This is a genomic window from Frankia sp. AgB1.9, from assembly GCF_016786355.1.
In the GTDB taxonomy this organism is placed as follows: Bacteria; Actinomycetota; Actinomycetes; order Frankiales; family Frankiaceae; genus Pseudofrankia.
In genome coordinates, this window is record NZ_JADWYX010000056.1 from 26,085 (window position 1) to 49,589 (window position 23,505).

The 23,505-nt window shown below is 73.4% G+C and carries 22 protein-coding genes; 13 read left to right on the top strand and 9 right to left on the bottom strand.

Going from position 1 to position 23,505, the window contains the following annotated elements:
- Position 1 precedes the first annotated feature (1 nt).
- Positions 2–991, bottom strand: coding sequence for an isopenicillin N synthase family oxygenase (locus I6A60_RS22365; protein ID WP_203019882.1), 990 nt, complete (start codon positions 989–991; stop codon positions 2–4).
- Between the two features lie 112 nt (positions 992–1,103).
- The gene (locus tag I6A60_RS22370) at positions 1,104–2,048 is read right to left on the bottom strand and encodes a LysR family transcriptional regulator ArgP (protein ID WP_203019884.1); all 945 of its coding nucleotides are present in this window, start codon (positions 2,046–2,048) and stop codon (positions 1,104–1,106) included.
- 61 nt (positions 2,049–2,109) lie between these two features.
- Between I6A60_RS22370 and I6A60_RS22375 the strand changes: the two genes are divergently transcribed.
- Entirely contained in the window at positions 2,110–2,766 is a 657-nt protein-coding gene (locus I6A60_RS22375; protein WP_203019886.1) for a LysE/ArgO family amino acid transporter, read from the top strand.
- Positions 2,767–2,769: 3 nt separating this feature from the next.
- Here the strand turns inward: I6A60_RS22375 and I6A60_RS22380 are convergent, their stop codons facing one another.
- A complete protein-coding gene (locus I6A60_RS22380) occupies positions 2,770–3,909 on the bottom strand; it encodes a P1 family peptidase (RefSeq protein ID WP_203019888.1) in 1,140 nt (379 codons plus the stop codon).
- A gap of 114 nt (positions 3,910–4,023) precedes the next feature.
- Between I6A60_RS22380 and I6A60_RS22385 the strand changes: the two genes are divergently transcribed.
- Entirely contained in the window at positions 4,024–4,875 is an 852-nt protein-coding gene (locus I6A60_RS22385; protein ID WP_203019890.1) for an alpha/beta fold hydrolase, read from the top strand.
- A gap of 33 nt (positions 4,876–4,908) precedes the next feature.
- Positions 4,909–5,937, top strand: coding sequence for an NAD(+) diphosphatase (nudC, locus tag I6A60_RS22390; protein WP_203019892.1), 1,029 nt, complete (start codon positions 4,909–4,911; stop codon positions 5,935–5,937).
- A 15-nt stretch (positions 5,938–5,952) separates the two neighbouring features.
- On the opposite strand, the gene I6A60_RS22395 is transcribed toward nudC, so the two are convergent.
- The gene (locus tag I6A60_RS22395) at positions 5,953–6,561 is read right to left on the bottom strand and encodes a nucleoside triphosphate pyrophosphatase (protein WP_203019898.1); all 609 of its coding nucleotides are present in this window, start codon (positions 6,559–6,561) and stop codon (positions 5,953–5,955) included.
- A 200-nt stretch (positions 6,562–6,761) separates the two neighbouring features.
- Here I6A60_RS22395 and glnT point away from each other — a divergent pair, with 200 nt between their 5' ends.
- From glnT to I6A60_RS22430, 7 genes are all read left to right on the top strand, one after another.
- Complete coding sequence (gene glnT / locus I6A60_RS22400; protein WP_203055679.1) at positions 6,762–8,126, top strand: type III glutamate--ammonia ligase; 1,365 nt, start codon at positions 6,762–6,764, stop codon at positions 8,124–8,126.
- An 80-nt stretch (positions 8,127–8,206) separates the two neighbouring features.
- Positions 8,207–9,127, top strand: coding sequence for a glutamine amidotransferase (locus tag I6A60_RS22405; RefSeq protein ID WP_203019906.1), 921 nt, complete (start codon positions 8,207–8,209; stop codon positions 9,125–9,127).
- Positions 9,115–9,849, top strand: coding sequence for a glutamate synthase (locus tag I6A60_RS22410; protein WP_203019908.1), 735 nt, complete (start codon positions 9,115–9,117; stop codon positions 9,847–9,849). Before I6A60_RS22405 ends, I6A60_RS22410 begins: the two co-directional genes overlap by 13 nt.
- Positions 9,850–9,858: 9 nt before the next feature.
- Positions 9,859–11,235 (top strand): FMN-binding glutamate synthase family protein, encoded by a 1,377-nt coding sequence (locus I6A60_RS22415; RefSeq protein ID WP_238435984.1) that lies wholly within the window; start codon positions 9,859–9,861, stop codon positions 11,233–11,235.
- Positions 11,232–12,419, top strand: a complete 1,188-nt coding sequence (locus I6A60_RS22420; protein WP_203019911.1) for an FAD-binding oxidoreductase — start codon at positions 11,232–11,234, stop codon at positions 12,417–12,419. Before I6A60_RS22415 ends, I6A60_RS22420 begins: the two co-directional genes overlap by 4 nt.
- A gap of 104 nt (positions 12,420–12,523) precedes the next feature.
- Positions 12,524–13,189: an XRE family transcriptional regulator gene (locus I6A60_RS22425; protein WP_203019913.1), complete on the top strand. Its 666-nt coding sequence runs from the start codon at positions 12,524–12,526 to the stop codon at positions 13,187–13,189.
- Positions 13,190–13,408: 219 nt separating this feature from the next.
- Entirely contained in the window at positions 13,409–14,080 is a 672-nt protein-coding gene (locus I6A60_RS22430; protein ID WP_203019915.1) for a nitroreductase family protein, read from the top strand.
- A gap of 202 nt (positions 14,081–14,282) precedes the next feature.
- On the opposite strand, the gene I6A60_RS22435 is transcribed toward I6A60_RS22430, so the two are convergent.
- The 4 genes from I6A60_RS22435 to I6A60_RS22450 all read right to left on the bottom strand — a co-directional run bounded on the left by I6A60_RS22435 (position 14,283) and on the right by I6A60_RS22450 (position 18,822).
- The gene (locus I6A60_RS22435) at positions 14,283–16,190 is read right to left on the bottom strand and encodes a TerD family protein (RefSeq protein ID WP_203042308.1); all 1,908 of its coding nucleotides are present in this window, start codon (positions 16,188–16,190) and stop codon (positions 14,283–14,285) included.
- A gap of 136 nt (positions 16,191–16,326) precedes the next feature.
- Entirely contained in the window at positions 16,327–16,839 is a 513-nt protein-coding gene (locus I6A60_RS22440) for a hypothetical protein (RefSeq protein WP_203015920.1), read from the bottom strand.
- 86 nt (positions 16,840–16,925) lie between these two features.
- Positions 16,926–18,155: a toxic anion resistance protein gene (locus I6A60_RS22445; RefSeq protein ID WP_203015921.1), complete on the bottom strand. Its 1,230-nt coding sequence runs from the start codon at positions 18,153–18,155 to the stop codon at positions 16,926–16,928.
- A 262-nt stretch (positions 18,156–18,417) separates the two neighbouring features.
- Positions 18,418–18,822 (bottom strand): DUF4232 domain-containing protein, encoded by a 405-nt coding sequence (locus I6A60_RS22450; protein ID WP_307873809.1) that lies wholly within the window; start codon positions 18,820–18,822, stop codon positions 18,418–18,420.
- 537 nt (positions 18,823–19,359) lie between these two features.
- On the opposite strand from I6A60_RS22450, the gene I6A60_RS22455 reads away from it, so the two are divergent.
- Positions 19,360–20,022: a response regulator transcription factor gene (locus tag I6A60_RS22455; protein WP_203015925.1), complete on the top strand. Its 663-nt coding sequence runs from the start codon at positions 19,360–19,362 to the stop codon at positions 20,020–20,022.
- Complete coding sequence (locus I6A60_RS22460) at positions 20,022–21,458, top strand: HAMP domain-containing sensor histidine kinase (RefSeq protein ID WP_203015926.1); 1,437 nt, start codon at positions 20,022–20,024, stop codon at positions 21,456–21,458. The genes I6A60_RS22455 and I6A60_RS22460 overlap by 1 nt, the downstream gene beginning before the upstream one ends.
- Positions 21,459–21,469: 11 nt before the next feature.
- Here I6A60_RS22460 and I6A60_RS22465 read toward each other — a convergent pair whose 3' ends face one another.
- Positions 21,470–22,381 (bottom strand): hypothetical protein, encoded by a 912-nt coding sequence (locus tag I6A60_RS22465; protein WP_203015927.1) that lies wholly within the window; start codon positions 22,379–22,381, stop codon positions 21,470–21,472.
- Between the two features lie 192 nt (positions 22,382–22,573).
- Between I6A60_RS22465 and I6A60_RS22470 the strand changes: the two genes are divergently transcribed.
- Positions 22,574–23,500 carry a hypothetical protein gene (locus I6A60_RS22470; RefSeq protein ID WP_203015929.1) on the top strand — a complete coding sequence of 309 codons (927 nt, stop codon included), beginning with the start codon at positions 22,574–22,576 and terminating at the stop codon, positions 23,498–23,500.
- The last annotated feature ends 5 nt before the right edge of the window (positions 23,501–23,505 follow it).

A 23,505-nucleotide genomic window follows, 5' to 3' on the forward strand; every position in this document is an offset into this window, starting at 1 on the left:
GTCAGGAGCCGAAGTTGGCCTGGATGCGCTGGAGAAGGTAGTCGCGCGCGGTGATGTCCGGATAGCGCCCGGACGGGCTGGAGATGACGACGTCGGTGTTGGCCTGGGCGAAGAACGCCAGCGAGTAGCGCGGCCCGGCGTACTCACCGGGCACCGGTAGCCGCACCCGGTGGAACGTCGAGGGCAGCGCGTCGTCGCTCCAGCGCATCAGCATGTCGCCGATGTTGCAGGTGATGGCGTCCGCCGTGGCCGGGACCGACGTCCACCGCTCGGCGTCGGCCTCCTTGCCGGGCATGACCTGCAGGCCACCCTCGCCCTCGCGCTGGAACAGCAGGGTCAGGCAGTCGAAGTCGGTGTGCGCGCCGGCCCGCCAGAGCCCTGGCGTCGCCTGGGCCTCGGGCGGCACCGCGAAGTAGTGCAGCAGCCGCAGCGTGCTCTGGTAGGTCGGCGCCGCCGGGTCGTGGGCGGCGGTGAAGAAGTCACGCGGGAAGCCGAGCCGGTCGGCGAAGCAGGACAGCACGAGCGTCGCCACCTCCCAACACCGCCGCTCGAAGCCGAGCATCGTCGCGGCGAAGCCGTCGAGCTCCGCGTCGGTCGGCCACAGCCCGGCCATCCGCGGCCGGGTGACCTGGTAGGACTCCTTCTGGTCCGGGGTACCGGTCGAGGGGCGGATCTGGGTGAGCTTCTCCCAGCCGGCGTTGGTGCCCTTCCGCAGCGCGTACTGACCCTTGACCTCGTCCGGCAGGGCGAACAGGGTCTCGGCCGCGCCGAAGGCCCGCTCGACCTCGGCGAGGTCGATCCCGTGGTCGACGAGCTGGAAGAACCCGATGTCGGCCGCGGCCGACCACAGCTCGCCGGTGATCTCGTCGCGCCTGCGCTCGAAGTCCCGCAGCGAGATCCGCCGGATCTCCCGGTCGGTCGCCTCGGTCCCGGCGCCTCCCATCCGGCTCTCGCGCGCCAGCTCGGTCAGGGCGTACTCAGGTGTGGTCATGACGTCGCTCCTGGTCGGACGGCTCGGCGGCGCGCACCGCCCCTTTTCTAGGTTGAGCCGGGGTGTCTGACTCCGCCTGGGTTTTACCCATGGCCTGCGACACAGTCCCGCCTCACCCGCCCGGCCCCGCGCGGCGCAGGTGCCGGGCCGCGGCCGCCGTGACCGTGGCGGTCAGCCGGTCGAGCAGCGGGGAGTCGAGGCGCCAGCGCTGCCAGAAGAGGGGGACGTCGACGTGGGTGTCGGTCAGGGTCACGAGCCGCCCGGCTGCGAGGTCACCGTTCAGCTGTGCGTCGGGCAGCATGCCCCAGCCGAGCCCGACCCGGACCGCCTCGTGGAAGCCAGCCGTGGTCGGCACCCGGTGCGCCGCCGGTGGAGCGGCGAGGACCCCCCGCGCCCGCAGTAGCTCGTGTTGGAGGCCGTCCTTCTCGTTGAAGACGACCAGCGGCATCCGGTCCCAGCGGTAGTCCGCCGTGGCCGGCGCCGCCGCGGACGCCGTCTCGCCGTCGGGCGGTCCGTCCGCGCGCCAGCGGGCCGCGAACTCCGGGGTGGCGGCCGGGCGGTAGCGCAACGTCCCGAGCGGCTCGCACCGGCAGCCCTGGACGGGGACCGGGTCGCTGGTCACCGCCGCGAGCGCCTCGCCGCCGCGCAGCAGACCGGCGGAGAACGCCTGGTCCTCGACGTGCAGGCGCAGCACGACGTCGTCCCAGCGCGCGACCTCGGCGACGACGTCACGGAACCAGGTCTCGAGCGAGTCCGCGTTGACGGCCACCGACAGCTCGACCCGCCCCGACGGGCGGCCGCCGAGCGCCTCGACGGCCTCGGCGTGCAGCAGCCTGGTCTGGCGCGCGAGCCGCAACAGCGCCTCGCCGGCGGCGGTGGGCCGACACGGCAGCGACCGTCGCACGAGAACCTGTCCGGCGGCCGATTCCAGTGCGCGGATCCGCTGGCTGACGGCGCTCGGCGTCAGGTGCAGGTCGCGGGCGGCCGCGTCGAAGCTGCCCAGCTCGACGATCGCGACCAGCGTCGCCAACTGGGCGGGCGGCAGCTCCGGGTCCATGAAGTGATGCTAATGATTCTGAAGAATCTTTCGTTGGCCTTCAGCCAGTCCGCCACCTAACGTGACGGCCGTGCTCGCCGCCGCCACCACCGGTCTGCTGACCGGGTTCTCGCTGATCGTCGCCATCGGGGCACAGAACGCTTACGTCCTGCAGCAGGGGCTTGCCCGCCACCAGGTCGGGACGGTCGTCCTGATCTGCGCCGGCTCGGACCTGGCCCTGATCACGGCCGGGGTCGGCGGCGTCGCCGGCCTGCTGGCCCGCGCCGCGCCGCTGCTGGTCGCCGTCCGGTGGCTGGGCGTGGCCTTCATGCTGTGGTTCGCCGCCACCTCGCTGCGGCGGGCCGCCCGCCCGCCCGCCAACCCGGCGGGTGGCCAGCAGTCGCCAGGTCCGCTCGGTGGCCCTGGGTCTGCCGGCCAGGACCTGGCCGCCGGTAGAACCGCGGTCGCCGCGCGTGCCGCGGCCTTCACCTGGCTGAACCCGCACGTCTACCTCGACACCGTGCTGATACTCGGCACCGTCGGCGGCCGGGACGGACCGACGGGACGATGGTGGTTCGCCGTCGGGGCGGGCCTCGCGAGCATCGTGTGGTTCGCCAGCCTCGGTTACGGCGCACGCCTCGCCTCGACCGTGTTGGCCGGCCCGGCGACCTGGCGCGTCCTCGACCTGGCGATCGGCGTCACGATGCTGTTCGTGGCGGCCCGGCTCGCCTTCGGCTGACCCTCAGCGCGACCCACGGGACAGCAGCTGCTCGACCTGGCCTACCGGGAGTGCCTGGGCATGGTGGTTGTCGCGACCCGTCAGCGAGGTGGCGGTGGTGAGGACGTTGACGACCGCTTCCTCGACGGCCTGCACCGCCGCCTCGTAGAAGGCGTCGAGCCGGCCCCAGGGGATGAACCGCAGGGTCGCGTAGTCGTCGGCGGTCGGGTCCGCCGTCGGGAAGGCGCTGGTCAGGGCGCCGCGGTTCGCGGTGGAGAAGGCGAGGACGAGGTCGCCGGAGAAATGCGAGCCGGTGGTCCCGGTGCGGGCGAGCCCCAGTGGCGCACGGCGGGCCAGCGACGAGCACTGGCCGGGCAGCAACGGCGCGTCGGTCGCGAGGATCGCGATGCAGCTGCCGGCGCCGGGGGGCGCAGCCCAGTCGCCGTCCCACCCGTGTGCGTCGGTTTCGACGTCGGCGAGCAGGCGACCCACCGGAACACCGGCGATCCGCAGCTCGTCGCGGCGGCCGAAGTTGGCCTGGACGAAGGCGGCCACGGTGTAGGTGTCCGGGCCGTAGGGCACGACCCGGGACGCGGTGCCGCTGCCGCCTTTGAAGCCGTAGCACATCATTCCGGTGCCACCGCCGACAGCACCTTCGGGAACCGGCCCGCCGACCGCCGCGTCGATCGCGGCGATGGCGTGGGCCGGCGTGACGTGCGCCCCGTTGATGTCGTTTAGGTACCCGTCCCAGGTCTCGGCGACCACCGGGAGGAGCCAGCCGCGCGCCAGGTCCGGCCGGTTGGCGACCACCCAGTCGATCACGCCGCGGTGGCAGGGGCCGATGGCGTGGGTATTGGTGATCATGACCGGCATCGAGAGGCTTCCGGTCTCCACCAGCCAGGCGTTGCCCGTCATCTCGCCGTTGGCGTTGAACGCGTGCACGCCGGCGGCGACGGCCGAGCCGATCCCGTCGCGGCCGGCCGGCAGGATCGCGGTGACCCCGGTCCGCACCGGCCCGGCGCCAACCCGAAGCGGCCCGTCACCGCTGATCAGCGTCGAGTACCCGACCTCGACGCCCGGGACGTCGGTGATCGCGTTGAACGGTCCCGGTGTCCCGTCGAAGGGGATGCCGTGCTCGCGGGCCCGTCGGCGAGGCTCAGCCACGAGTCCCGATCCTGCCGGGTCAGACCGGGTGCCGACAATCCTGCGGCGCCGATGTGACCGGCGAGCCTGCGCATCCCCCGCCTGGCCGGGACGAGGCCTGATAGCAAGTCGGGTATGCGCCTGACGACCGAACGCGGCACAACCGCCGTCCTGCACGACCTCGGCGGGGTCGACCCGGGGGCCGGGCCGGCCGTGCTCATCTGCCACGCGACCGGGTTCTGCGGGCAGGCCTACCGGCAGCTCGCCCGGCAGCTGGGCTCGCGCACCCACGTGTGGGCGCTGGACTTCCCCGGCCACGGCGAGACCCCCCCGCCGGCGGACGGGGACTTCGACTGGCGGCGCTGGACGGCCGAGGTGACCGCCGCCGTCGCGGCGATCCGGGCGACGGGCGCGGCTACGGTGCACGCCGTCGGGCACTCGATGGGCGGTGCCGTCGCGCTCGCGGCCGAGGTCGATCGGCCGGGCCTGTTCGCCTCGGCCTACCTCTACGAGCCGGTCGTCACGGCGGCGCCAGCCCCGGCGTCGGGCACGAACGTGCTCGCCGGTGGAGCGCGCCGGCGCCGGGCGGAGTTCCCGTCGCGGGCGGCGGCGCTGTGGCGTTACTCCTCGCGCCCGCCGCTGGGCGACCTGACCGCGCAGACGCTGGCCGCGTACGTCGAGCACGGCTTCGCCGACCTGCCCGACGGCACGGTCGCGCTGCGCTGCCTGCCGGAGCACGAGGCGCTGACGTTCGAGGCGAGCGGGCGGATCACCTACGAGACGGTCGCGGCGGCGAAGCTCCCGGTGCTCGTCGCCGCGGGCGCGGCGGAGCCGGTCGTGCCGCCGGCCACGTTCGCGCCGGGGCTCGCCGCCGCGCTGCCTGCCGCGACACTGACCTCGCACGCTCACCTGGGCCATTTCGGGCCGTTGCAGGCACCAGCCGTGATCGCCGACGACATCCTGCGTCACATCCTCGACCTGCAGTAGCCGTCGCCGGGCACCGAGGGGGACGATTCGCGGGTGACCGCGGCGACTGAGCGAACAAGCGATCCGGCAGAGCGCGTATGGCAGCCCACGCGGGCATTCGGGCTGGTCGACCCACCTCCGCTGGCGAGCGCGACCGTCATCCGCGACGAGTTCCTGCGCCTGGACACCGCGCGCCAACAGGCCGGCTGGGACCAGGCCCAGGTCGTCGTGCTCGACGCCACGGGGCGGACCCCGGTCGAGCTGCCGGCGCCCCCGGCGGTCCGGCGTCCCGGGGAGCTGGGAGACGCGGGCGAGGGCCGGGCCCGGCTGGTGACCCGCCCGGCCGCCGAGCTCGGTGACACGCCACCGCCCGACGCGGTGCTGCTCGGCGAGGCCGACGGTGTCCTCTACTGGGCGCTACGCGCCGAGCCGGCCGAGCCAGCGGGGGACGCGCGCTGGCTGAGCCTGTTCACGGTCGGCGGGGAGCTGGCGCCGCTGGACGCCGCCCTGCTGACGACCGCGATCGCGCTGCTGACCTGGCACGACCGGGCCCGGTTCTGCGCCAGGGACGGCTCGCCGACCCGGCCGACGAAGGCCGGCTGGGCGCGCGAGTGCGCCGCGGAGAACCACGAGGAGTTCCCCCGCACGGACCCGGCGATCATCTGCCTGGTCCACGACGGGGCCGATCAGGTGCTGCTCGCCCGCCAGACCACCTGGCCGGCCGGCCGGATGTCGGTGCTCGCGGGCTTCGTCGAGGCAGGCGAGTCGCTGGAGGCCTGCGTCGCCCGGGAGATCGCCGAGGAGGTCGGCGTCGACGTCCGCGACGTCGGCTATCTGGGCAGCCAGGCCTGGCCGTTCCCCCGCTCGCTCATGGTGGGCTTCCAGGCCGTCGCCGACCCGGCGCAGCCGATCCGCCTGGACGGCGACGAGATCGCCGAGGCGAGGTGGCTGCACCGCGGCGATCTGGTGGAGGCCCTGAGGCGCGGCGACTGGGGCGTGCCCGCCGACGGCGGTGAGCTGCTGCTGCCCGGCCGCATGTCGATCGCCCGCACGATGATCGAGTCCTGGGTCGCCGCCGGCTGACCGGACCGGCCCCGGTCAGGCCTGGGTCGCGGGGGTCTGGGGCGCGGAGACCTCGACGCCGAAGCCGGCGAGCAGCCGGCGCAGCGTCCTGGTCGGCAGGCCGATGACGTTGTCCAGGTCCCCGTCGACGGCGGCCACCAGCCGGCCACCGAGCCCCTGGACCGCGTAGGCGCCGGCCTTGTCGAACGGCTCGCCGGACGCGACGTAGGCCCTGATCTCGTCGTCGGCGAACGCGCGCATCCGCACCGTGGACGTCGCAGCCTCCTGCCGAAGCACGCCGGTCGCGGTGTCGAGGACGGCGAGCCCGGTCACGACGCGATGCGCCCGCCCGGACAGCTGGCCGAGCGTAGCGAGCGCCGCGGCCTCGTCGGCGGGCTTGCCGAAGATCGTCCCGTCGAGCTCGACCACGGTGTCCCCGCCGATGACGAGCGCGTCGGCCACCCGGCCGGCCACGGCGTGGGCCTTGCGGCGCGCGAGCTGGAGCGCGAAGTCCGCCGGGCCGTCGTGGTCGGCGACCGTCTCGTCGACGTCGCTGGTCAGCACCTCGAACGGGACCCCCATCGCCGCGAGCAGCTCGCGGCGGCGCGGCGAGCCCGACGCGAGCACGATCCGTCTGGCGGGCATCGGGCTCCTCTCTCCTCCCGGAGACCTGACGCGGCAGCCAGCCCTCGTGCCCCGAGGAACGAGCGCCCGCGGACAGGTCGCGAATTGTCATTCTCGCGTAACCCATGGGGTTTCCTGCGCAGATACCTTGTTTCTCGCTAGGACGCGCCCCGCCGACGCGGCGTGGATCCGCCCTCGGTCCGGAGCCGCTGGAGCCTGACGTGACGATCGACGGAAGCGCCCCCCTCACCGACCCCACCGGCGCGGCCACGCCCGCCCAGCCCGATCTCGCCGGGCGGGCCCGCGCGGACGGGATCCGGTTCATCCTCGCGATGTTCGTCGACCTCGTCGGCAAGCCGTGCGCCAAGCTCGTGCCGATCGAGGCGGTCGACGCGCTGGTCACCGACGGCGTCGGGTTCGCCGGCTACGCGGTGGGGGCGATCGGCCAGCAGCCGTCCGACCCCGACCTGATGGTCATCCCGGACCCGGCCAGCTACACCCCGCTGCCCTGGGTCAAGGAGGGCCTGGCCCTGGTGCACTGCGACCCGCACGTCGAGGGGCGGCCCTGGCACTACGCGCCGCGGGTGATCCTCAGGTCGCTGCTCGCCGCCGCCCACGAACGGCGCCTTGAGCTGTTCGCGGGCGCGGAGGTCGAGTACTTCCTGGTCGACCGGGGCGCGGACGGCGTGCTGCGGCTGGCCGACCCACTCGACGTCGCGGCCCGCCCCTGTTACGACGCCCGGGGGCTGACCCGGATGTACGACCACCTGACCGAGGTGTCGACGGCGATGAACGCGCTCGGCTGGTCGAACTACGCGAACGACCACGAGGACGCCAACGGGCAGTTCGAGCAGAACTTCGCCTACGCCGACGCGCTGACCACGGCCGACCGCGTCATCACCGCTCGCTACCTCATCTCGGTGCTGGCGGAGCGGCGCGGCATGACGGCGACCTACATGCCCAAGCCGTTCGCCGACCGCACGGGCTCCGGCATGCACCTGCACCTGTCGCTGTGGCACGCGGGCACGCCGCTGTTCCCGGGCGGCGACCCCGACGCGCCGTTCGGCCTGTCCGACGTGGCCCACCGCTTCCTCGCCGGCATCCTGGAGCACGCGCCGGCCCTGCAGGCGGTGCTCGCGCCGACGGTCAACTCCTACAAGCGCACTGGCGCCACCTCGACTCGCTCGGGCGCGACCTGGTCACCGCGCCGGGCCACCTACGGCGGCAACGACCGCACCCACTACGTGCGAATCCCGGACGGCGACCGCATCGAGCTGCGCGGCGGCGACGGCTCCGCCAACCCCTACCTGGCGCTTGCCGCCGTGCTCGCCGCCGGGCTCGACGGTGTCGAGCGCGCGTTGGACCCGGGCCTGCCCGGCGACGGCGGCCCGGCCCGGCCAGATCTGCCGCCGACCCTGCTGCACGCGGTGGAGGCGCTGGGTGCCGACCCGGTCGTCACCGCCGGGCTGGACGCCGCCGGGCCCGGCGTCGCCGACTACTTCGCGGCTCTCAAGCGCGCCGAGTTCTTCGAGTGGCACTCCGCCGTCGGCGCCTGGGAGCACGACCGCTACCTCACCGCCTTCTGAACCGCTCGCGGACGACCTCCTGACCGAGCGGGATCGGCCGGGACGGGTGGAGGACCGACCATCGAAAGGAGGCGGAGCCTGTGTGCGGGATCGTCGGGCTCCATCTGCGCGACCCGGAGCTGTACCCCCAGCTCGGGCGCCTGCTGGAGACCATGCTGGGCCAGGTCGCCGAGCGTGGTCCCGACTCGGCCGGCGTCGCCGTGTACGGCGACCGGCGCCGCTGCCCGGCGGGCCACACCGCCGTGTCGGTGCTGGTACCGGGCGACGGCCAGCACTCGGACGCGGCCCGGGCGGACCTCGGCGCCGCCGTGCGGGCCGCGCTGCAGGGCAGCCCGGAGATCCTCGTGACGGCGGCCGGGGCGACCACCGTCCTCGCCGCGCCGGTCGTCCTCGACGCGCTCGTCGACGCGGTCCGCCGGTCCGCGCCGGATGCCCTCGTCGTCGGCGCGGGCCGGGACCTCACCGTCTACAAGGGCGTCGGCAGCCCCCGGAGCCTCGCCGCCACCTACGACCTGGCGAACGCCCAGGGCTGGCAGGGCCTCGCGCACACCCGGATGGCCACCGAGTCGGCCGTCGTCCCGGAGGGCTGCCACCCGTTCTCGGTCGGCCCGGACCAGTGCCTCGTGCACAACGGCTCGTTCGCCAACCACGCGACGATCCGCCGGGAGCTGGTTGCCGAGGGCGTCCGGTTCGACTCGGAGAACGACTCCGAGGTCGGCGCCCGGTTCGTCGCGGCCCGGCTCGCCGAGGGCGACGACCTGGACAAGGCGCTGCGCCTGCTCTGCGAACGGTTCGACGGCTTCTACACGCTGCTCGTCACCAGCGACGACGGCTTCGCGGTCGTGCGGGACGCGATCGCCTGCAAGCCCGCGATCATCGCGGAGACCGCCGCCTGGGTCGCGATGGCCTCGGAGTTCCGGGCGCTGGCCGACCTACCCGGCATCGACACCGCCCGGATCTACGAGCCTGAGCCGGAAAGGGTCTACGCATGGCGCCGCTAGGCGAGGCCGCCGGCGGATCGGTCGTCGAGGACGCCGGGACCGTCACGTTCGACCTGGCCGCCAGCTCGTTGCGGGCGCTGAACAGCGCGCTGCACGCGCCGACGGCGCGGCGCTACGAGGTGCTGCGTCCACAGGGCGCGCACGCGATCGCCGCCGGGGTGCGGGAGCCGTTGACGATCGACGTGCGCGGCCATGCCGGCTACTACTGCGCCGGCATGAACGACGGAGCGACGATCACCGTGCACGGCAACGTCGGCACCGGCGTCGCCGAGAACATGATGTCCGGCCTCGTGCGGGTCCGCGGCGACGCCTCGCAGTCGGCCGGCGCGACCGGGCACGGTGGCCTGCTGGTGATCGAGGGCTCCGCCTCGATGCGCTGCGGGATCTCGATGAAGGGTCTCGACATCGTCGTCGGCGGCGACATCGGCCCGATGAGCGCGTTCATGGCGCAGGCCGGCCGGCTGGTGGTCTGCGGCGACGCGGGCGACGGCCTCGGCGACTCGATCTACGAGGCGCGGCTCTACGTGCGCGGCAAGGTCGGCTCCCTCGGCGCGGACTGCGTAGAGAAGGAACTGCGCGCCGAGCACACGGCGGAACTCGCCGCGCTGCTCATGGCCGCAGGCATCGAGCCGGTCGGCGAGCTCGCGCCCGAACGTTTCCGCCGCTTCGGCTCCGCCCGCAGGCTGTACCACTTCGCCGCGGGCAACTCGGCCGTCTACTAGGAGGGCTCCATGGCTACATCACCAGGGGCCACGAACGGACTCGAACCAGCTGGAGCCGGGAACGGGCCCGACCCGGCCTCGCTCGGGCTGCGGGAGTCGCACACCTTCGACCGAGCCACGATCGCCGGCATCCAGCGTGCCGCGGCGACCGGGGTCTACGACATCCGCGGCGGGGGCGCCAAGCGCCGGCTCCCGCACTTCGACGACCTGCTCTTCCTGGGCTCGTCGATGTCGCGTTACCCCCTGGAGGGGTATCGCGAGCGGTGCGGCACCGACGTGATCCTCGGCGACCGCAACGCCAGCTACCCGCTGCGCCTGGCCATCCCGGTCACGATCGCCGGGATGAGCTTCGGCGCGCTGTCGGCCCAGGCGAAGGAGGCGCTCGGCCGGGGTGCCAGCGAGGTCGGCACCTCCACCACCACCGGCGACGGCGGGATGACGCCCGAGGAACGCGACCAGTCCAAGCACCTCGTCTACCAGTACCTGCCGTCCCGCTACGGCATGAACCCGACCGACCTGCGCCGGGCCGACGCGATCGAGGTCGTGCTCGGCCAGGGCGCCAAGCCCGGCGGCGGCGGCATGCTGCTGGGCCAGAAGATCTCCGACCGGGTCGCCGAGATGCGCACCCTGCCGGCCGGGATCGACCAGCGCTCGGCCTGCCGGCACCCCGACTGGACCGGCCCCGACGACCTCGCCATCAAGATCCTCGAGCTGCGCGAGATCACCGACTGGGAGAAGCCGATCTACATCAAGATCGGTGCGTCGCGGACCTACTACGACGTGAAGCTCGCGGTCGCGGCCGGCGCCGACGTGGTCGTCGTCGACGGCATGCAGGGCGGGACCGCCGCCACCCAGGACGTCTTCATCGAGCACGTCGGCATCCCCACGCTGGCCGCGATCCCGCAGGCCGTCCAGGCTCTCCAGGAGCTGGGCCTGCACCGCAAGGTGCAGCTCGTCGTCTCCGGCGGGATCCGGACCGGGGCCGACGTCGCCAAGGCGATGGCCCTCGGCGCCGACGCGGTGGCGATCGGCACCGCGGCACTCATCGCGCTCGGCGACAACGACCCGCGCCACGCCGACGAGTACGCGGCGCTCGGTTCGGCGGCCGGCTTCTACGACGACTACCAGGACGGCAGCGACCCGGCCGGCATCACCACCCAGAACCCGGACCTCGCCGCCCGGCTCGACCCGGTCGAGGGCGGCCGGCGCATCGCCAACTACCTGCGGGTGCTGACGATGGAGGCGCAGGCCATCGCCAGGGCCTGCGGCAAGTCGCACCTGCGCAACCTGGAGCCCGAGGACCTGGTCGCCCTCACCATCGAGGCCGCGGCGATGGCCCGGGTCCCGCTCGCCGGCACCAGCTGGATCCCGGGGCAGGGGCTGTGAGCCCGGCCGCCGACGTCGTGATCATCGGCGGCGGGCTGGAGGGCACGTCGGCGGCCTGGAACCTGACCCGGCGCGGCCTCACCGACGTCGTCGTCTGTGAGCGCGCCACGGTCGCCTCCGGGGGCACCGGGAAGTCCAGCGGGATCGTGCGCTGCCACTACGGCGTCTCGTCGCTGGCCGCGATGGCGACGAGCAGCCTGGAGCTGTTCGAGAACGCCGCCGAGCTGCTCGGCACCGAGATCGGCTTCCACCAGACCGGCTATGTCGTCGGCGTCGGCGAGCCCAACGCCGACGCGCTGCGGGCCAGCCTCGCCGCCCAGCGCGCCGTCGGGGTCGACACCGAGGAGATCGACGCCGCCGAGGTCGCCGCGCTGTGGCCGGCGGCCCGGCTCGACGACTTCGCCGCCTTCGCCTGGGAACGGCGCGGCGGGTACGGCGACGCGTACTCCACGGCGCAGGCCTACGCGGCGGCGGCACGGCGCGCCGGGGCGACCATCCGGCAGGGCTGCCCGGTCGCGGAGATCCTCGTCGCCGGTAGCCGGGCCACCGGGGTGCGGCTCGCGGACGGCTCGACGATCGGGGCCGGCACCGTCGTGCTCGCGGCCGGGCCCTGGTCCGTCCCGCTGCTGGCGGCGCACGGGCTCGACCTGCCGATCACGGTGCACCGCGAGGAGATCGTCCTGATCGACCCGGGCGTCGAGCTCGGAACCGTCCCCGTCTTCTCGGATCTCGTGTCGCTGCAGTACGTCCGGCCGGAGGCGTCCGGGGAGCTCCTGTTCGGCAACAGCGACCTGTCCGTCCCGTCCCAGGCGGACCCGGACACGTACTCCAACCAGGCGACCGAGGCGTGCCTGGAGCGGGCCGCGGCCAAGCTGACCCACCGGTTCCCGGGCCTCACGGGCGCGGGCGTCGCGAGCAGCTACGCCGGCTGCTACGACGTCACCCCCGACTTCAATCCGGTGATCTCGGCGAGTCCGATCGACGGACTGATCATCGCGGCCGGCTTCAGCGGCCACGGTTTCAAGATCTCTCCGGCGGTCGGCCGGCTGGTCGCGGACCTGGTCGTCGACGGCCACAGCCACGACCCGCGGATTCCCGAGTCCGACTTCCGGTTCACCCGCTTCGCCGAGAACGACCTGTTGCGCAGCCCCCACCCCTACGTCGGCGCGGGTGAGATGCGCTGACCTGGCGGCTCGCACCTGGCTCGCGGCACCCCCAGGCCGCCCGGCCGCTCGACCGGGGGCCTCACGTGGCCGCGGGCCCTATCCTTCGATCATGGACGGCCAGCGTGCGTGACGACGAGCCCGAGGCCCTGGCGGCCGAGCGGGCGGCGGGCCCGGCGGCCCGGGAGGTCGACGCAGCCGCGTCACAGGAGGGCCGGCTCGAACGGCTCATCGCGGTCCAGGTACGCCGGCTGCGCCAGGCCGCCGGGCTCACGCTCGCCGAGCTGGCCACCCGCAGCGGCATCTCCAAGCCCATGCTCTCCAAGATCGAGAACGCGAACACCAGCTGCAGCCTGACCACGCTCGCCCGGCTGGCCGACGCCCTCGACGTTCCGGTCACCGCGCTGTTCCGCGGCGCCGACGACCAGCGCGAGGCCGTCTTCACGCCGGCCGGCGCGGGAGGCCGGATCGTCGCCCGCGGCACCCGGGTCGGCCACGACTACACGCTGCTCGGCGGTCTGCGCGGTCCACACAAGCGGATGGAGGCCCATCTGGTCACGCTCACCGAGCGCAGCGAGACCTTCCCGCTGTTCCAGCACCCCGGCACCGAGCTGCTCTACATGCTCGACGGCGAGATGGTCTACGGCCACGGCGGTTCCAGCTACACCCTGCGGCCAGGCGACGCCCTCCAGCTCGACGGCGAGGGCGTCCACGGTCCGCAGGAGCTGATCTCCCTGCCCATTCGCTTCCTGTCCGTCGTCGCCTACGGCACGTCCGACGAGGCCCAGTAGCAGCCGTGCCGTCCTGTTCAGGGGCATCGCGCCAGTCATGATCGCCGTTTTAGCCCTGGGATGGTCGTAGAGACGTCCGCATCACGACCACCCCAGGGCCGAGACCGCGATCAAGGTCACGCCAGAGCACCGAGCCACCTGGGCTTTTCGCGCGGGTTTGACTGCGACGTCAAAGTTGCAGTTGGGTTTGGGGGAGGGTGGGGCGGTGAGGAGGTCGCGATGAGTGAGGCCAACGAGGACGCCGGCGCGCCGGCTGTCGATCTGTTCGAGGCGATGCGGACCGCGCGCTCGCTGCGACGTTTCAAGCCGGACCCGGTGCCCGACGAGGTGCTGGCACGCTGCCTGGAGGCGGCCACCTGGGCGCCCAGCGGCTCCAACCGCCAGGGATGGCGGTTCATCGTCCTGCGCTCCCCCGAGGCCCGCGCGGTGCTCGGCCCAGCGTTCCGAGCAGGCTGGGAATGGGTCTGCACCAGCATCTACGGCTACGAGCCACGCCCGACGCCCGACGACATGTCCAAGGCGGCCCGGCTGACCAGAACGATGCTGCACCTCGTCGAGAACTTCGAGAACGTGCCGGCCTACGTGCTCTTCTGCCACGAGCCGACCGGCTTCGTCGACGACTTCCTGGAGGCCGGCTCGATCTTCCCGGCCGTGCAGAACTTCCTGCTCGCCGCCCGCGCCCACGGCCTGGGCACCGTCCCGAGCACCTGGTTCACCTTCGGCGAGAAGCAGCTGCGCGAGGTCGTCGGCATCCCCGACGGCTGGCGGATCGCCTCCCTGGTCGCCGTCGGCTGGCCCGAGGGCAACCACGGCCCAGTCCGCCGCAAGCCCGTCTCCCGCGTGACCGCCCTGGACACCTGGGACAACCCCTTGATCAAGGACGACGCCTGACGCACCGAGACGAGCGCCGCTGGCACGGCAGGCCCCTCCGGGTGATCGCCGTTTCGGCCCTCCCATGGTCGTCATCGAGGCCGTCCTACAACCACGGGAGGGCGTAAACCGCGATCAAGAAGACGCGGACGCGCCGGAGACTCGTTCGCGGCGGCCTGTCGGCGTCCCGCGTGAGCGTTGGCCGGCCGCGGCCGGCTCGGCGTCACCGGTCGCGCAGGCTCATGCCGTCGGGGGTCCAGTCGAGGGACCAGCCGTAGCGCAACGCGGCTTCTGCCTGTGGGCCGGTGAGGAACTCGTCCTCCCGGCGGATGACCAGGTCGTCCTGGGCGATGTGGAAGGACGCGACGACGCAGGTCCGGGACCCGGCCGGTGCGTCGCCGAGGCGGATCTCCAGGCTCTCGCCGGTACGGGCGCCGATGGTGAGGACCGGCCGCAGCAGGTCCCATTCCGGCGCTCCGTGCAGGCCGTAGGCGAAGACGAAGAAACGTTTGAACGTCGCCAGCGCGCGGAGGTCGACGAACATCGTCTGGCCCTCGTGCTCGTCACGCGAGGTCAGGGCGAGGACCTGCCGGCCGGACGCGCCGGCTCCGGGCGCGCTGGTGGCGCCGCCGAGGGTCTGCAGTACGCCGGAGGCGCCGTCGAGCGACTGCCACAGGCAGCCGAGCTGCAGGTCGCTCGGGCGCGGCAGCCCGGTCCTGGTCGTCAACGCGGTCCAGCGCAGGGTGACGGTGAGTGAGCCGGATCCTCGTTTCTCCGCGGTCCAGGCGGTCACGGGATGGCCCTCGTCGAGCGAGGTGACGTGCTCTAGGCGTTGCCGGTAGCGGGCCGACCGCTCGCCGAACGTCACCGGGCGCGGCCCGTCGCCCGATGAGGCGCCCGATCGGCCCGCGCCGGAGGCGGACGACTGACCGCCTAGGTCAAGCGCGGACGGTCCCGGCGCGTGACCGGCAGGGGCTGGCGTGTCGTACGCGCCGCCACCGAGATCCAGCGCCGATCCACCACCCGCAGCGGCTGGCCGCCCGGCGGCGGGCGGAGCCAGAGGGGCATCACGGTCCAGGTCAAGCGGCGAGCGACCAGGGGCGGACGGCTGTGGTCCGTGCCCGGCACCGCCGAGGTCGAGCCCGGAGCGGCCGCTCGGCGCGGCCGGCGGCGAGGACGCACCGGGTGGCACGGGCGAACCGGGTGGCGCAGGGGCGGCATCGTCCAGGTCGAGTGGCGACCAGGTGGCCGGCCGGGCCGGCGCGGGTGGCTCCGGGCGTGGCGGCGCCTGCGGTCCTGGCCGGGGTGGCGCCGCGGGCGGGCGTGGCGTCACCGGCGGCCGGGAGAACACCGGGCCGCGTTCGCCCGGCCGGGCGGCCGCGGCCGGCGGGCGCTGCGCCGACGGCCGGGACGGCGCGGGCCGGCCTGGCGCAGGGCTGGCGGCCTGGGTCGGGCTGGCCGCCGGCGTCGCCGGCCGTGGCGGGTGCAGATGGTCGGCGACCTTGCGACGCGAGCGGGTCGGCGAGGAGCGGGTGACGAAGGCGGCGACGTCGGCCGGGCGGGCCGGCTCGACCTCGTGGCCGTGCTCGACCAGTCCGGGCAGGCCGTTCGTGTACCCCTGGCCGACGGCGCGGAACTTCCAGCTCCCGGCATGCCGGTAGAGCTCGCCGAAGATCATGACGGTCTCCTGGCCGGTCTCCGGCGCCACGTCGTACCGGGCGATCTCGGCGCCGTCCGCCTGGTTCAGCACCCGGATATACGGGTCACCCACAGAGCGGAAGGTCTGCCCGCGGGCGGCGGCGTCGAAGATCGCCGCACCGAGTCGCAGCCGGGTGATCCCGGCCGGTATCGCGGAAAGGGTGACGACGAGCGTCTCGGCATCGGGCCGGCCGGCAGCGGCCGGTGCCGAGGTGACCGCCCCCTCCCCCGGGTTCGGCGTCTGGTGCGCGAGCAGTACCTCCGGCGACCCACCGGCCGCGCCGGCGTGGTCGACGACGATCACGCCGTCCACCTCGAGGGCGCTCGGGCCACCGGGCAGGTCGCGCCAGCCGAGCTCGACACGGACCTGCCGCAGCCCGGGCGCGGCGGCGGCGAGCTGCAGGTTTCCGCCCTTGGGCAGGGTCACGCTCATCAGGCCCCCACCCGCTCACGGTCGCCGGCCCGCGCCCGTCCACGGCCGTCGTTCGTGGGCGCGGTCGTCATCGGCTCTTCGCCGTCGGCTGGACGTGGACGGTCCAGGTCTTCAGTGGTCAAGGCGGGTCGCCCGGTCAGTCGAGGTCGAGGTCGGAGCGGCGGAACTTGGCGTCCAGGAACCGCGCCTGGATCGCGAGCTTCGCGGCATCTCCGGTGTACACGAGATCCTGCAGCTCGTTCACGCCTTCGTCGAGCAGCACCAGTTGGCGGAGCAGGTCGTCGCCGGGCGAGCTGCCGGTGAGCCCCGGCCGTTCGGCGTACCGCGCCGGCAACGCCAGGTAGTCGCCGAGCGCCCGCGGCAGGTAGTCGTTGATGATCGCGGTGAGGTTGCGCAGCTCCTCGGCCTGGGCGGACCGGGCCTCGATGTAGCGCAGCAACGGGCGCAGGACGTCGTCGATGTCGCGTACGACCGGGACCGCGCCGGGTGGCAGCCTGGCGCCGTCCCGGTCCGCCTGGGCGACGATCCCGGCCAGCTCGGTCCCCAGCTCGCGAGCCCGCCCGGCGGCCGCCGTGCGCGGGTCGTTCTCACCGGGGGCGACGCGGGTGCCGCTGTCTGGTTCCTCCGCGTCTCGCCGTCGCCGGAACACCGCTCCTCCAGTTCGTCACTCAAGCCGAGCGGTTCCGCGCGCGCCGGGCCGCCGCCGGATCACCAACGGCCGGCGGTCGGTCGTGGTCAGCGCTCGTTCGCGCGGGCCCGCTCCAGGTACGACTTCGATCGTCCCACCTGGGTCTCCAGCGCGGCGACCGTCGTGGCCATGCTGTCGACCGCCTTCGCGCGGTAGGTGTCGATCGCGTCCATCGTGGCGAAGATGTTGTCGAACGCGGTCTGCAGCGCCTCGACGCTGACCGTGCTGGAGGCGGCCTGCTCCTGGATCTCGGCGGACTGGGTGCGCAGCAGCTCGCTGGTCCGCACGATCATGTCGTTCGTCGTGGCGTTCAGCGCGTTGATCTGGTCGAGCACCAGCTTCTGGTTGGCCAGCGCCTGCGCGACGATCACCGCGGTGCGCAGCGCGGCGACCGTGGTCGTCTGGGCCCGGTCGACGCCCTTGATCAGCTCGATGTTGTTCTTGCGGACCAGGTCGAGGGCCAGGTAGCCCTGCACGCTGACGGCGAGCTGGGTGAGCAGGTCCTGCTGGCGCTGACGGATCGGGAACAGGCCGTCGGAGCTGAGCGCCTCGGCCGCCTGTGGGTCGGTGTACCGCAGCTGCTCGACCTTCGCCGTGACAGCGCCGTCGAGCGCCTTGGCGAGGGTGGCGTACTCGGTGAGCTTGCCCATCGCCGCCCACAGGTTCGCCTTCTCCTGCTCGATGGCGGCGTTGTCCTGGCGCAGCTCGTCCTGGCCCGAGCCAAGCGCCGTGATGATGGCGTCGAGCTGCTTCTGGGCCGACTGGTAGCGCTGGAAGTAGGCGGCGATCTTGTTGCCCATCGGCACCATGCCGAGCAGCTTGCGGGCGCCCTTGAGGTCGGCGCGGCCCGGGTCCAGGTCGGTGACCGTGTGGCGCAGCTCGACGAGCGTGCCGGCCACCCGGGTCTGGGCGTCGCCGACCGGGCCGCCGCGGCCGCGGCTGGCCTTCATCGCCGCCGCCGGCCGGTCGAGCATCCGGTTCGACACCCGGGCGGACGCGATGATCTCCCGCTCACCCATCCGGGCGATGTCGTTGATCTTTTCCTGGAACGCGGGGCTGCGCGGGTCCTGGCTGGCGAGCTCGTCCGCGAAGGCGGCGGCCCGCTGGCGCAGCTGGGCCCGCGTCGACTCGTCGATCGGGACCATGCTGTCGACCTGGTCGTCGGGGATCACGGCCACCGGCGCCGGCGGGGTGAGCTGAACCGCGCTCACGCCGGGCTTGGTCGTGGAGACGGTCGGCGGCGCCAGTGGCCCGCCGAGGTTCAACGCATCCGACATGTCGGCCCTCCCGCCGCGCCCCGGCGTTCTCGCCCTGAGCAATGCTCGCTCTAACCAAGGCTCACGCGGGGTGTTCCAACTGTCCACGACCCTACGCCGACATACTTAGCAGACCTTCTCGCGCGCGTCGGTCGTTCAGCGGACAGGCTGGCAGCGGCGGGTGTCCAGGCCCGCACGGTGATCGTCATCGGCTCGGCGGGCCGGCCGGGGCCGCGGGCCCGGGACAGCCGTCAGGCGTCCCGGAGCCACGCGCCCCGTCGGGTCAGCCCGTGATCGGGCCGACGGTGAGCTGCTGGACCGAAGGGTTCAGGCAGGCGTTCGTGCCCTTGGCCGACAGGTAGCGCGGGAAGCCGCCGCGCGGGGCGGTGATCCGAAGGCCAGCCGCGGGCCGGTAGGTCTTCGCCGAATCACACCCGACCTGCAGGCCCGCGTGGACCTCGCGCAGGGTGATCGTCGCCTTCCCGCCGGGCCGGAGCGTCACGAGCTTGGGCGGGCCACCAGTGCGGGCAGCCGTGGCACCGAGCTGGCGACCGTGCCCGTCCACGAACGCCACGCCCGGATAGCCGCTCACGAAGCAGGTCCGCGACCCGACGTTCCGATAGGTGATCGTCCAGTAGGTGCTGCCGGCGGCACCCTCGGTCTCGGTGACCGACGGGCTCAGCGCCACGCAGGGAATTCCTCGGTGCCCGGGGACTGGGTGCTGGGCCGGCGGCCCGCCCGCCGCGGCTCCGGTAGCGGCGGCGCACACGACGCCAGCCGACAGGGCTGCGGCCACCACAGACTGACTGATCCTTCGCATGGCCTCTCCCTTCGCGCCCACAGGCGCGCCGTCGCGACGGTCACGACGGTCGCCACGACTTCCCGCGCGACGGCCCGGTGACGGACCGCCGATTGACGGTGACGCTCCGAGTCAGCCTCGCGAGAAGCGTCCTTCCCCGTGAGCCGTCCGCCGAACACAGACAGTGACCGGGAGGCTCGTAGCCGAGTCCGCGCCGCCGCCGGAAGCCCCACCGGACCGCTCCGCGCCGCCACGCCACCCAGACCGCCGACCGACCTGGCTACGTAGTAGCTTGTAGTAGTCCAGACGGCCGGCGGGCGGAGACGATCGGGTGCGTGCGGTGGCGTTTCCACGAGCGGCGCTGACCAGCCCACGCCCCTGCGCTGGGCGCCGGGACCGCGACCGGGCATCGCGCGGGAGCCGCTGATGCGCGGGGCTGTCGCCGTCGTCGACGACGACCAGGTGCTGCGCGCGACGATCGTCCGGGTGCTGCGCCTGGAGGGGTTCGCCGTCGCGTGGTCAGCCGGCAGCGGAGGCGAGGCGCTGCGCCGGGCGCAGGGCTCGGCGCGGCCGGACGCCCTGCTCCTGGACATCGCGCTGCCCGACACCGACGGTCGCGACCTGCTCGGCGCGCTGCGCGGCCGTGGCGTCGTCGCGCCGGCGCTGCTGCTCTCCGCCAAGGGCTCGGTAGCCGACAAGGTGCTCGGCTTCGGCGCGGGCGCCGACGACTACCTGACGAAGCCGTTCGCGATCGACGAGCTGCTCGCGCGCCTCGACGTGCTGGTGCGCCGCTCGCCCGTGGCCGCGGCGCGCGAGCTGGTGCTCGACCCGGTCCGCCACGTCGTCGCCGGGCCGGACGCGGCGGTGCCGCTCTCGCCGACCGAGTACCGCCTGCTCGCCGCGCTGGTCAGCCGGCCGGGCGAGGTCGTCCGGCGGGCGAGCCTGATCTCCAGTGCGTGGCCGCCTGGCGCGGTGGTCCGGGAGAACACCCTGGACAGCTACGTCACACGGCTGCGGCGCACCCTGCGGGTCGTCGGGGCGCAGGCGTCGATCGCCACCGCCCGTGGCGTCGGCTACCGGCTCGACTGATGCGCCGCCGGCTGGTGCTGCTCACGGTCACCGTGCTGGCAGCCTCACTCGCCCTGTTCACGGTCGCGTTCTGGCTGCTGCTGCATGGCTGGCTGCGCCACGACGCCAGCGCGCTGCTCGCCTCACGCGCCCGGGGTGCCACGGCGCTGGTCGCCGTGGACGGTGGCCGCCTGGTGCTCGAGGAGACCCCGGGAGACGAGGCGGTCGAGCCGGTCCTCTGGCTGTACGACCCCGGGTTGACGCTGGTCGCCCGCCCGCCTGGCGATCGTTCGCTCGACCAGGCCGCCCGGGCGTTGGCAGCCGGTGGTCCGGGCACGCGGGTGGTCGGCCAGGTGGAGCTGCGTGCCGTCGGTGTCCAGGACGGGACCCGTCATGTCGGCATGGTCGTCGTGGCCCTGAGCCTCGCCCCGTACACCCACAGCGAACGGCTGGCCGTCGGCGCGGCGGCGCTGCTCGACGTCCTGGTGCTGGCCGGGGCGGCGCTGCTCGCCCGCCGGCTGGTCGGCTCGGCGCTGCGACCGGTCGCCGCGATGACGGCCTGTGCCCGCGACTGGGGCGCGCACGCCCCGGACCAGCGGTTCGGGCTCGGGCCGCCGCGCGACGAGATCACCGGCCTCGCCGCGACCCTGGACGGGCTGCTCACCAGGCTCGCGGCGAGCCTGCGCCACGAGGCGCTCGTGACCTCGCAGATCGCGCACGAGCTGAAGGCGCCGCTCGCCCGGCTGCGGGCCGTGGCGGAGACCTCGGCGCGCTACGACGCGGGCAGCGAGCCGCTGCGCGCCACCCTCGGCCAGGTCGTCGACGAGGTCGACCAGCTCACCGGCGTCGTCGAGACCCTGCTGAAGGCCCACGGCGGCTCGGCGACGACCGGCGAGGTGGATCTCGTCACCGTCGCCAACCGGGCCGCGCGGGCGGCGCCGTCCGGAACCCCGGTCACCGTCGACGGGACCGCCGCCGTGGCCCTCTGCGACCCGGAGCTGGCGGAACGGATGCTGGCGCCGATCGTGGCCAACGCGCTGCGTTACGCCCGGGGGTCAGTCACCCTGCGCCTGGACCAGATCGGCGCCACCGCCGACGGCCGGGAAGCGGTCCGGCTCGCCGTCCTCGACGACGGGCCCGGGTTCGCCGCCGGTGAGGCGGACGCGGTGTTCGAGCCGGGCTACCGGGGGGCCGCCGCGACCGGTGACGGCGCCGGGCTCGGCCTCCCGTTGGCCCGCAGGCTCGCGCGCCTCGCCGGCGGCGACGTCCGGGTGGTTCCAGAACCACGTGGCCACGTGGTTCTCACGTTGCCCGCACCGCCGGTGTCCGGCTGGGCCGAGCAGCCGGACACCGGCTGGGACGACATCGGTCCCGACGCCACCGGGCGGCCGCTCGCCGCCGCCGGCACCCTGGGGGGGCAGGGCGCCAGCGGCGGCGAGGTCGGAGCGACCGGATGACCGGCCGCCGTCTAGCGCTGGCCGAACCGGCCAGCCGACTCGTCCACCCAGCTGCCGTCCTCCGACGCCGCGGCGTAGTCCCGGGCCGGTGGGATGACACCCCGGTCGGCGGCACCGTCCGCGCCAGCCGCCTGGACGACCTCCGTACGGTCTCGCCCGGTGATGCTGAGGTAGACGACCGTCAGGGTGATCGCGGCCAGGAACAGCAGGCTCGTACCCAGCGTGCCGAGGCCCGCGCCACCCTCGTCGGGGCCCAGACTCAGGTAGTCCCCGGTCGAGCCACCGAGCGGGCGGGTCAGCACGTAGGCGATCCAGAACGACACCATCGGCCCGAGGCCGAGGAACTGGTACGCCGCGAAGACAACCGCGAGCGCGGCCGCGTAGGTGATGACCGCGGTCAGCGGGGAGAAGCTCAGCCGGTCGATCAGCAGGTCACCGGCGGCCGTGCCGAGGGCGAACGCGAACAGCACGACGAGCCAGTAGTACGCCTCACGCCGGCCGGTCACGATGCTGTGGATCGACAGCGTGCCCTCGGCCAGATACCAGAACACGAAGGTCAGCGCCAAGAGCGCGGAGAACGCGATCGTGCTGACGATCAGGCTGACGTGCAGGCCGTCGGTCAGGTTGTCGGTCACCAGTGTGCCGACGACGCTGATCAGCACCACCGCCGTCCAGTAGACGCCCGGAACATACCGGTCCAGCCGGAACTGGGCGACCAGGGCGATGACGAGCAGCACCGCCATCACCGCCGTCGTGTTACCGAGGCCGAAACCCAACGTGCTGTTGATGTAGTCGGCAGCGCTTTCCCCGACCGTCGTGCAGAGGACCTTGATTATCCAGAAGTAGACGGTTATCTCGGGGACCTTGTTGAGCATCGTCCGGCCCGCGCGCCGCCTGCTTCCCGCCGAATTTGTCAGGTTCACGGTCGAGACGCTCGCACCGCCGACCTGAAAACAACCTGACCAGCACCGACCAGTGGCGGGCCTGGGCGCAGAGCCGGCACCGCCACGCTGATATGTATCAGTTCACGCGCCCTTTGACCGACAGGACCGAACAACCGCCTGGTGCGCCGCGACCGCGCGGCCGGCACCGGCTGCGACCCCGAAAGGAGCGCAATGACTTCGTCATCCCAGGGCGGGAGATCCCAGGGCGGGAGGCGTCACGCGGCACGGCAGGTCGCGGCGAAGGTGCCCGAGATCACCGTCATGTTCTGGATCGTGAAGGTTCTCACGACGGGGATGGGTGAGGCCGCGTCCGATTTCCTCGCCAACAAGAGCGTCCCGGTCGCCGCGGCGCTCGGGCTGCTCGGGTTCGCCGTCGGCACGATCCTGCAGCTGCGCACCCGCAGGTACGTCACCGCCGTCTACTGGTTCGCGGTCGCGATGGTAGCGTTGTTCGGCACGATGGCCGCCGACGGCTTCCACAAGCTGATCGGAATTCCGTATGCGGTGGTGACCGCCGGCTACGCGATAGCCCTGGCTGTGATCTTCTACCTGTGGCACCGGTCCGAGGGCACACTGTCGATCCACAGCATCAACAGCCGTCAGCGGGAGGTCTTCTACTGGCTGACCGTGCTGGCGACGTTCGCCCTTGGCACGGCCGCCGGCGACTTCACCGCGTTCACGCTGAACCTGGGCTACGCGGCGTCCAGCCTCCTTTACGCGGTTTTGATCCTCGTGCCGCTCGTCGCCTACCGGATGCGTTGGATGAACGAGGTCGTCGCGTTCTGGTTCGCCTATGTGCTCACCCGGCCGCTGGGGGCGTCGGTCGCCGACTGGCTCGGGAAGGACAAGACGAAGAACGGCCTGGGTTACGGCGACGGAACGGTCACCATCGTCGCCGCGGTCCTGATCGCCGTCCTCGTCGCGTACCTGGCATGGACCGGAGCCGACGTCCAAGCCCGCGACACGGCCACGCCGCCCGCGCCCGCACGGAACGCGCCCGCCTTGCCCGGCCAGTACGGCGAGACCTACCGAGACGTCCCCTATGGCGAGCCCTACGGCAACCGGCGCACCGTCGAGACGGAACCGACAGACTGGTGAGCGGC

What these genes read in the sequence shown, in the direction of transcription:
- I6A60_RS22470 (WP_203015929.1), top strand. Translation starts at nt 22,574, where the DNA reads ATGACTTCGTCATCCCAGGGCGGGAGATCCCAGGGCGGGAGGCGTCAC.
- I6A60_RS22430 (WP_203019915.1), top strand. Translation starts at nt 13,409, where the DNA reads ATGAGTGAGGCCAACGAGGACGCCGGCGCGCCGGCTGTCGATCTGTTC.
- I6A60_RS22455 (WP_203015925.1), top strand. Translation starts at nt 19,360, where the DNA reads ATGCGCGGGGCTGTCGCCGTCGTCGACGACGACCAGGTGCTGCGCGCG.
- I6A60_RS22395 (WP_203019898.1), bottom strand. Translation starts at nt 6,561, where the DNA reads ATGCCCGCCAGACGGATCGTGCTCGCGTCGGGCTCGCCGCGCCGCCGC.
- I6A60_RS22365 (WP_203019882.1), bottom strand. Translation starts at nt 991, where the DNA reads ATGACCACACCTGAGTACGCCCTGACCGAGCTGGCGCGCGAGAGCCGG.
- I6A60_RS22415 (WP_238435984.1), top strand. Translation starts at nt 9,859, where the DNA reads ATGGCTACATCACCAGGGGCCACGAACGGACTCGAACCAGCTGGAGCC.
- I6A60_RS22370 (WP_203019884.1), bottom strand. Translation starts at nt 2,048, where the DNA reads ATGGACCCGGAGCTGCCGCCCGCCCAGTTGGCGACGCTGGTCGCGATC.
- I6A60_RS22445 (WP_203015921.1), bottom strand. Translation starts at nt 18,155, where the DNA reads ATGTCGGATGCGTTGAACCTCGGCGGGCCACTGGCGCCGCCGACCGTC.
- I6A60_RS22410 (WP_203019908.1), top strand. Translation starts at nt 9,115, where the DNA reads ATGGCGCCGCTAGGCGAGGCCGCCGGCGGATCGGTCGTCGAGGACGCC.
- I6A60_RS22385 (WP_203019890.1), top strand. Translation starts at nt 4,024, where the DNA reads ATGCGCCTGACGACCGAACGCGGCACAACCGCCGTCCTGCACGACCTC.
- I6A60_RS22460 (WP_203015926.1), top strand. Translation starts at nt 20,022, where the DNA reads ATGCGCCGCCGGCTGGTGCTGCTCACGGTCACCGTGCTGGCAGCCTCA.
- I6A60_RS22435 (WP_203042308.1), bottom strand. Translation starts at nt 16,190, where the DNA reads ATGAGCGTGACCCTGCCCAAGGGCGGAAACCTGCAGCTCGCCGCCGCC.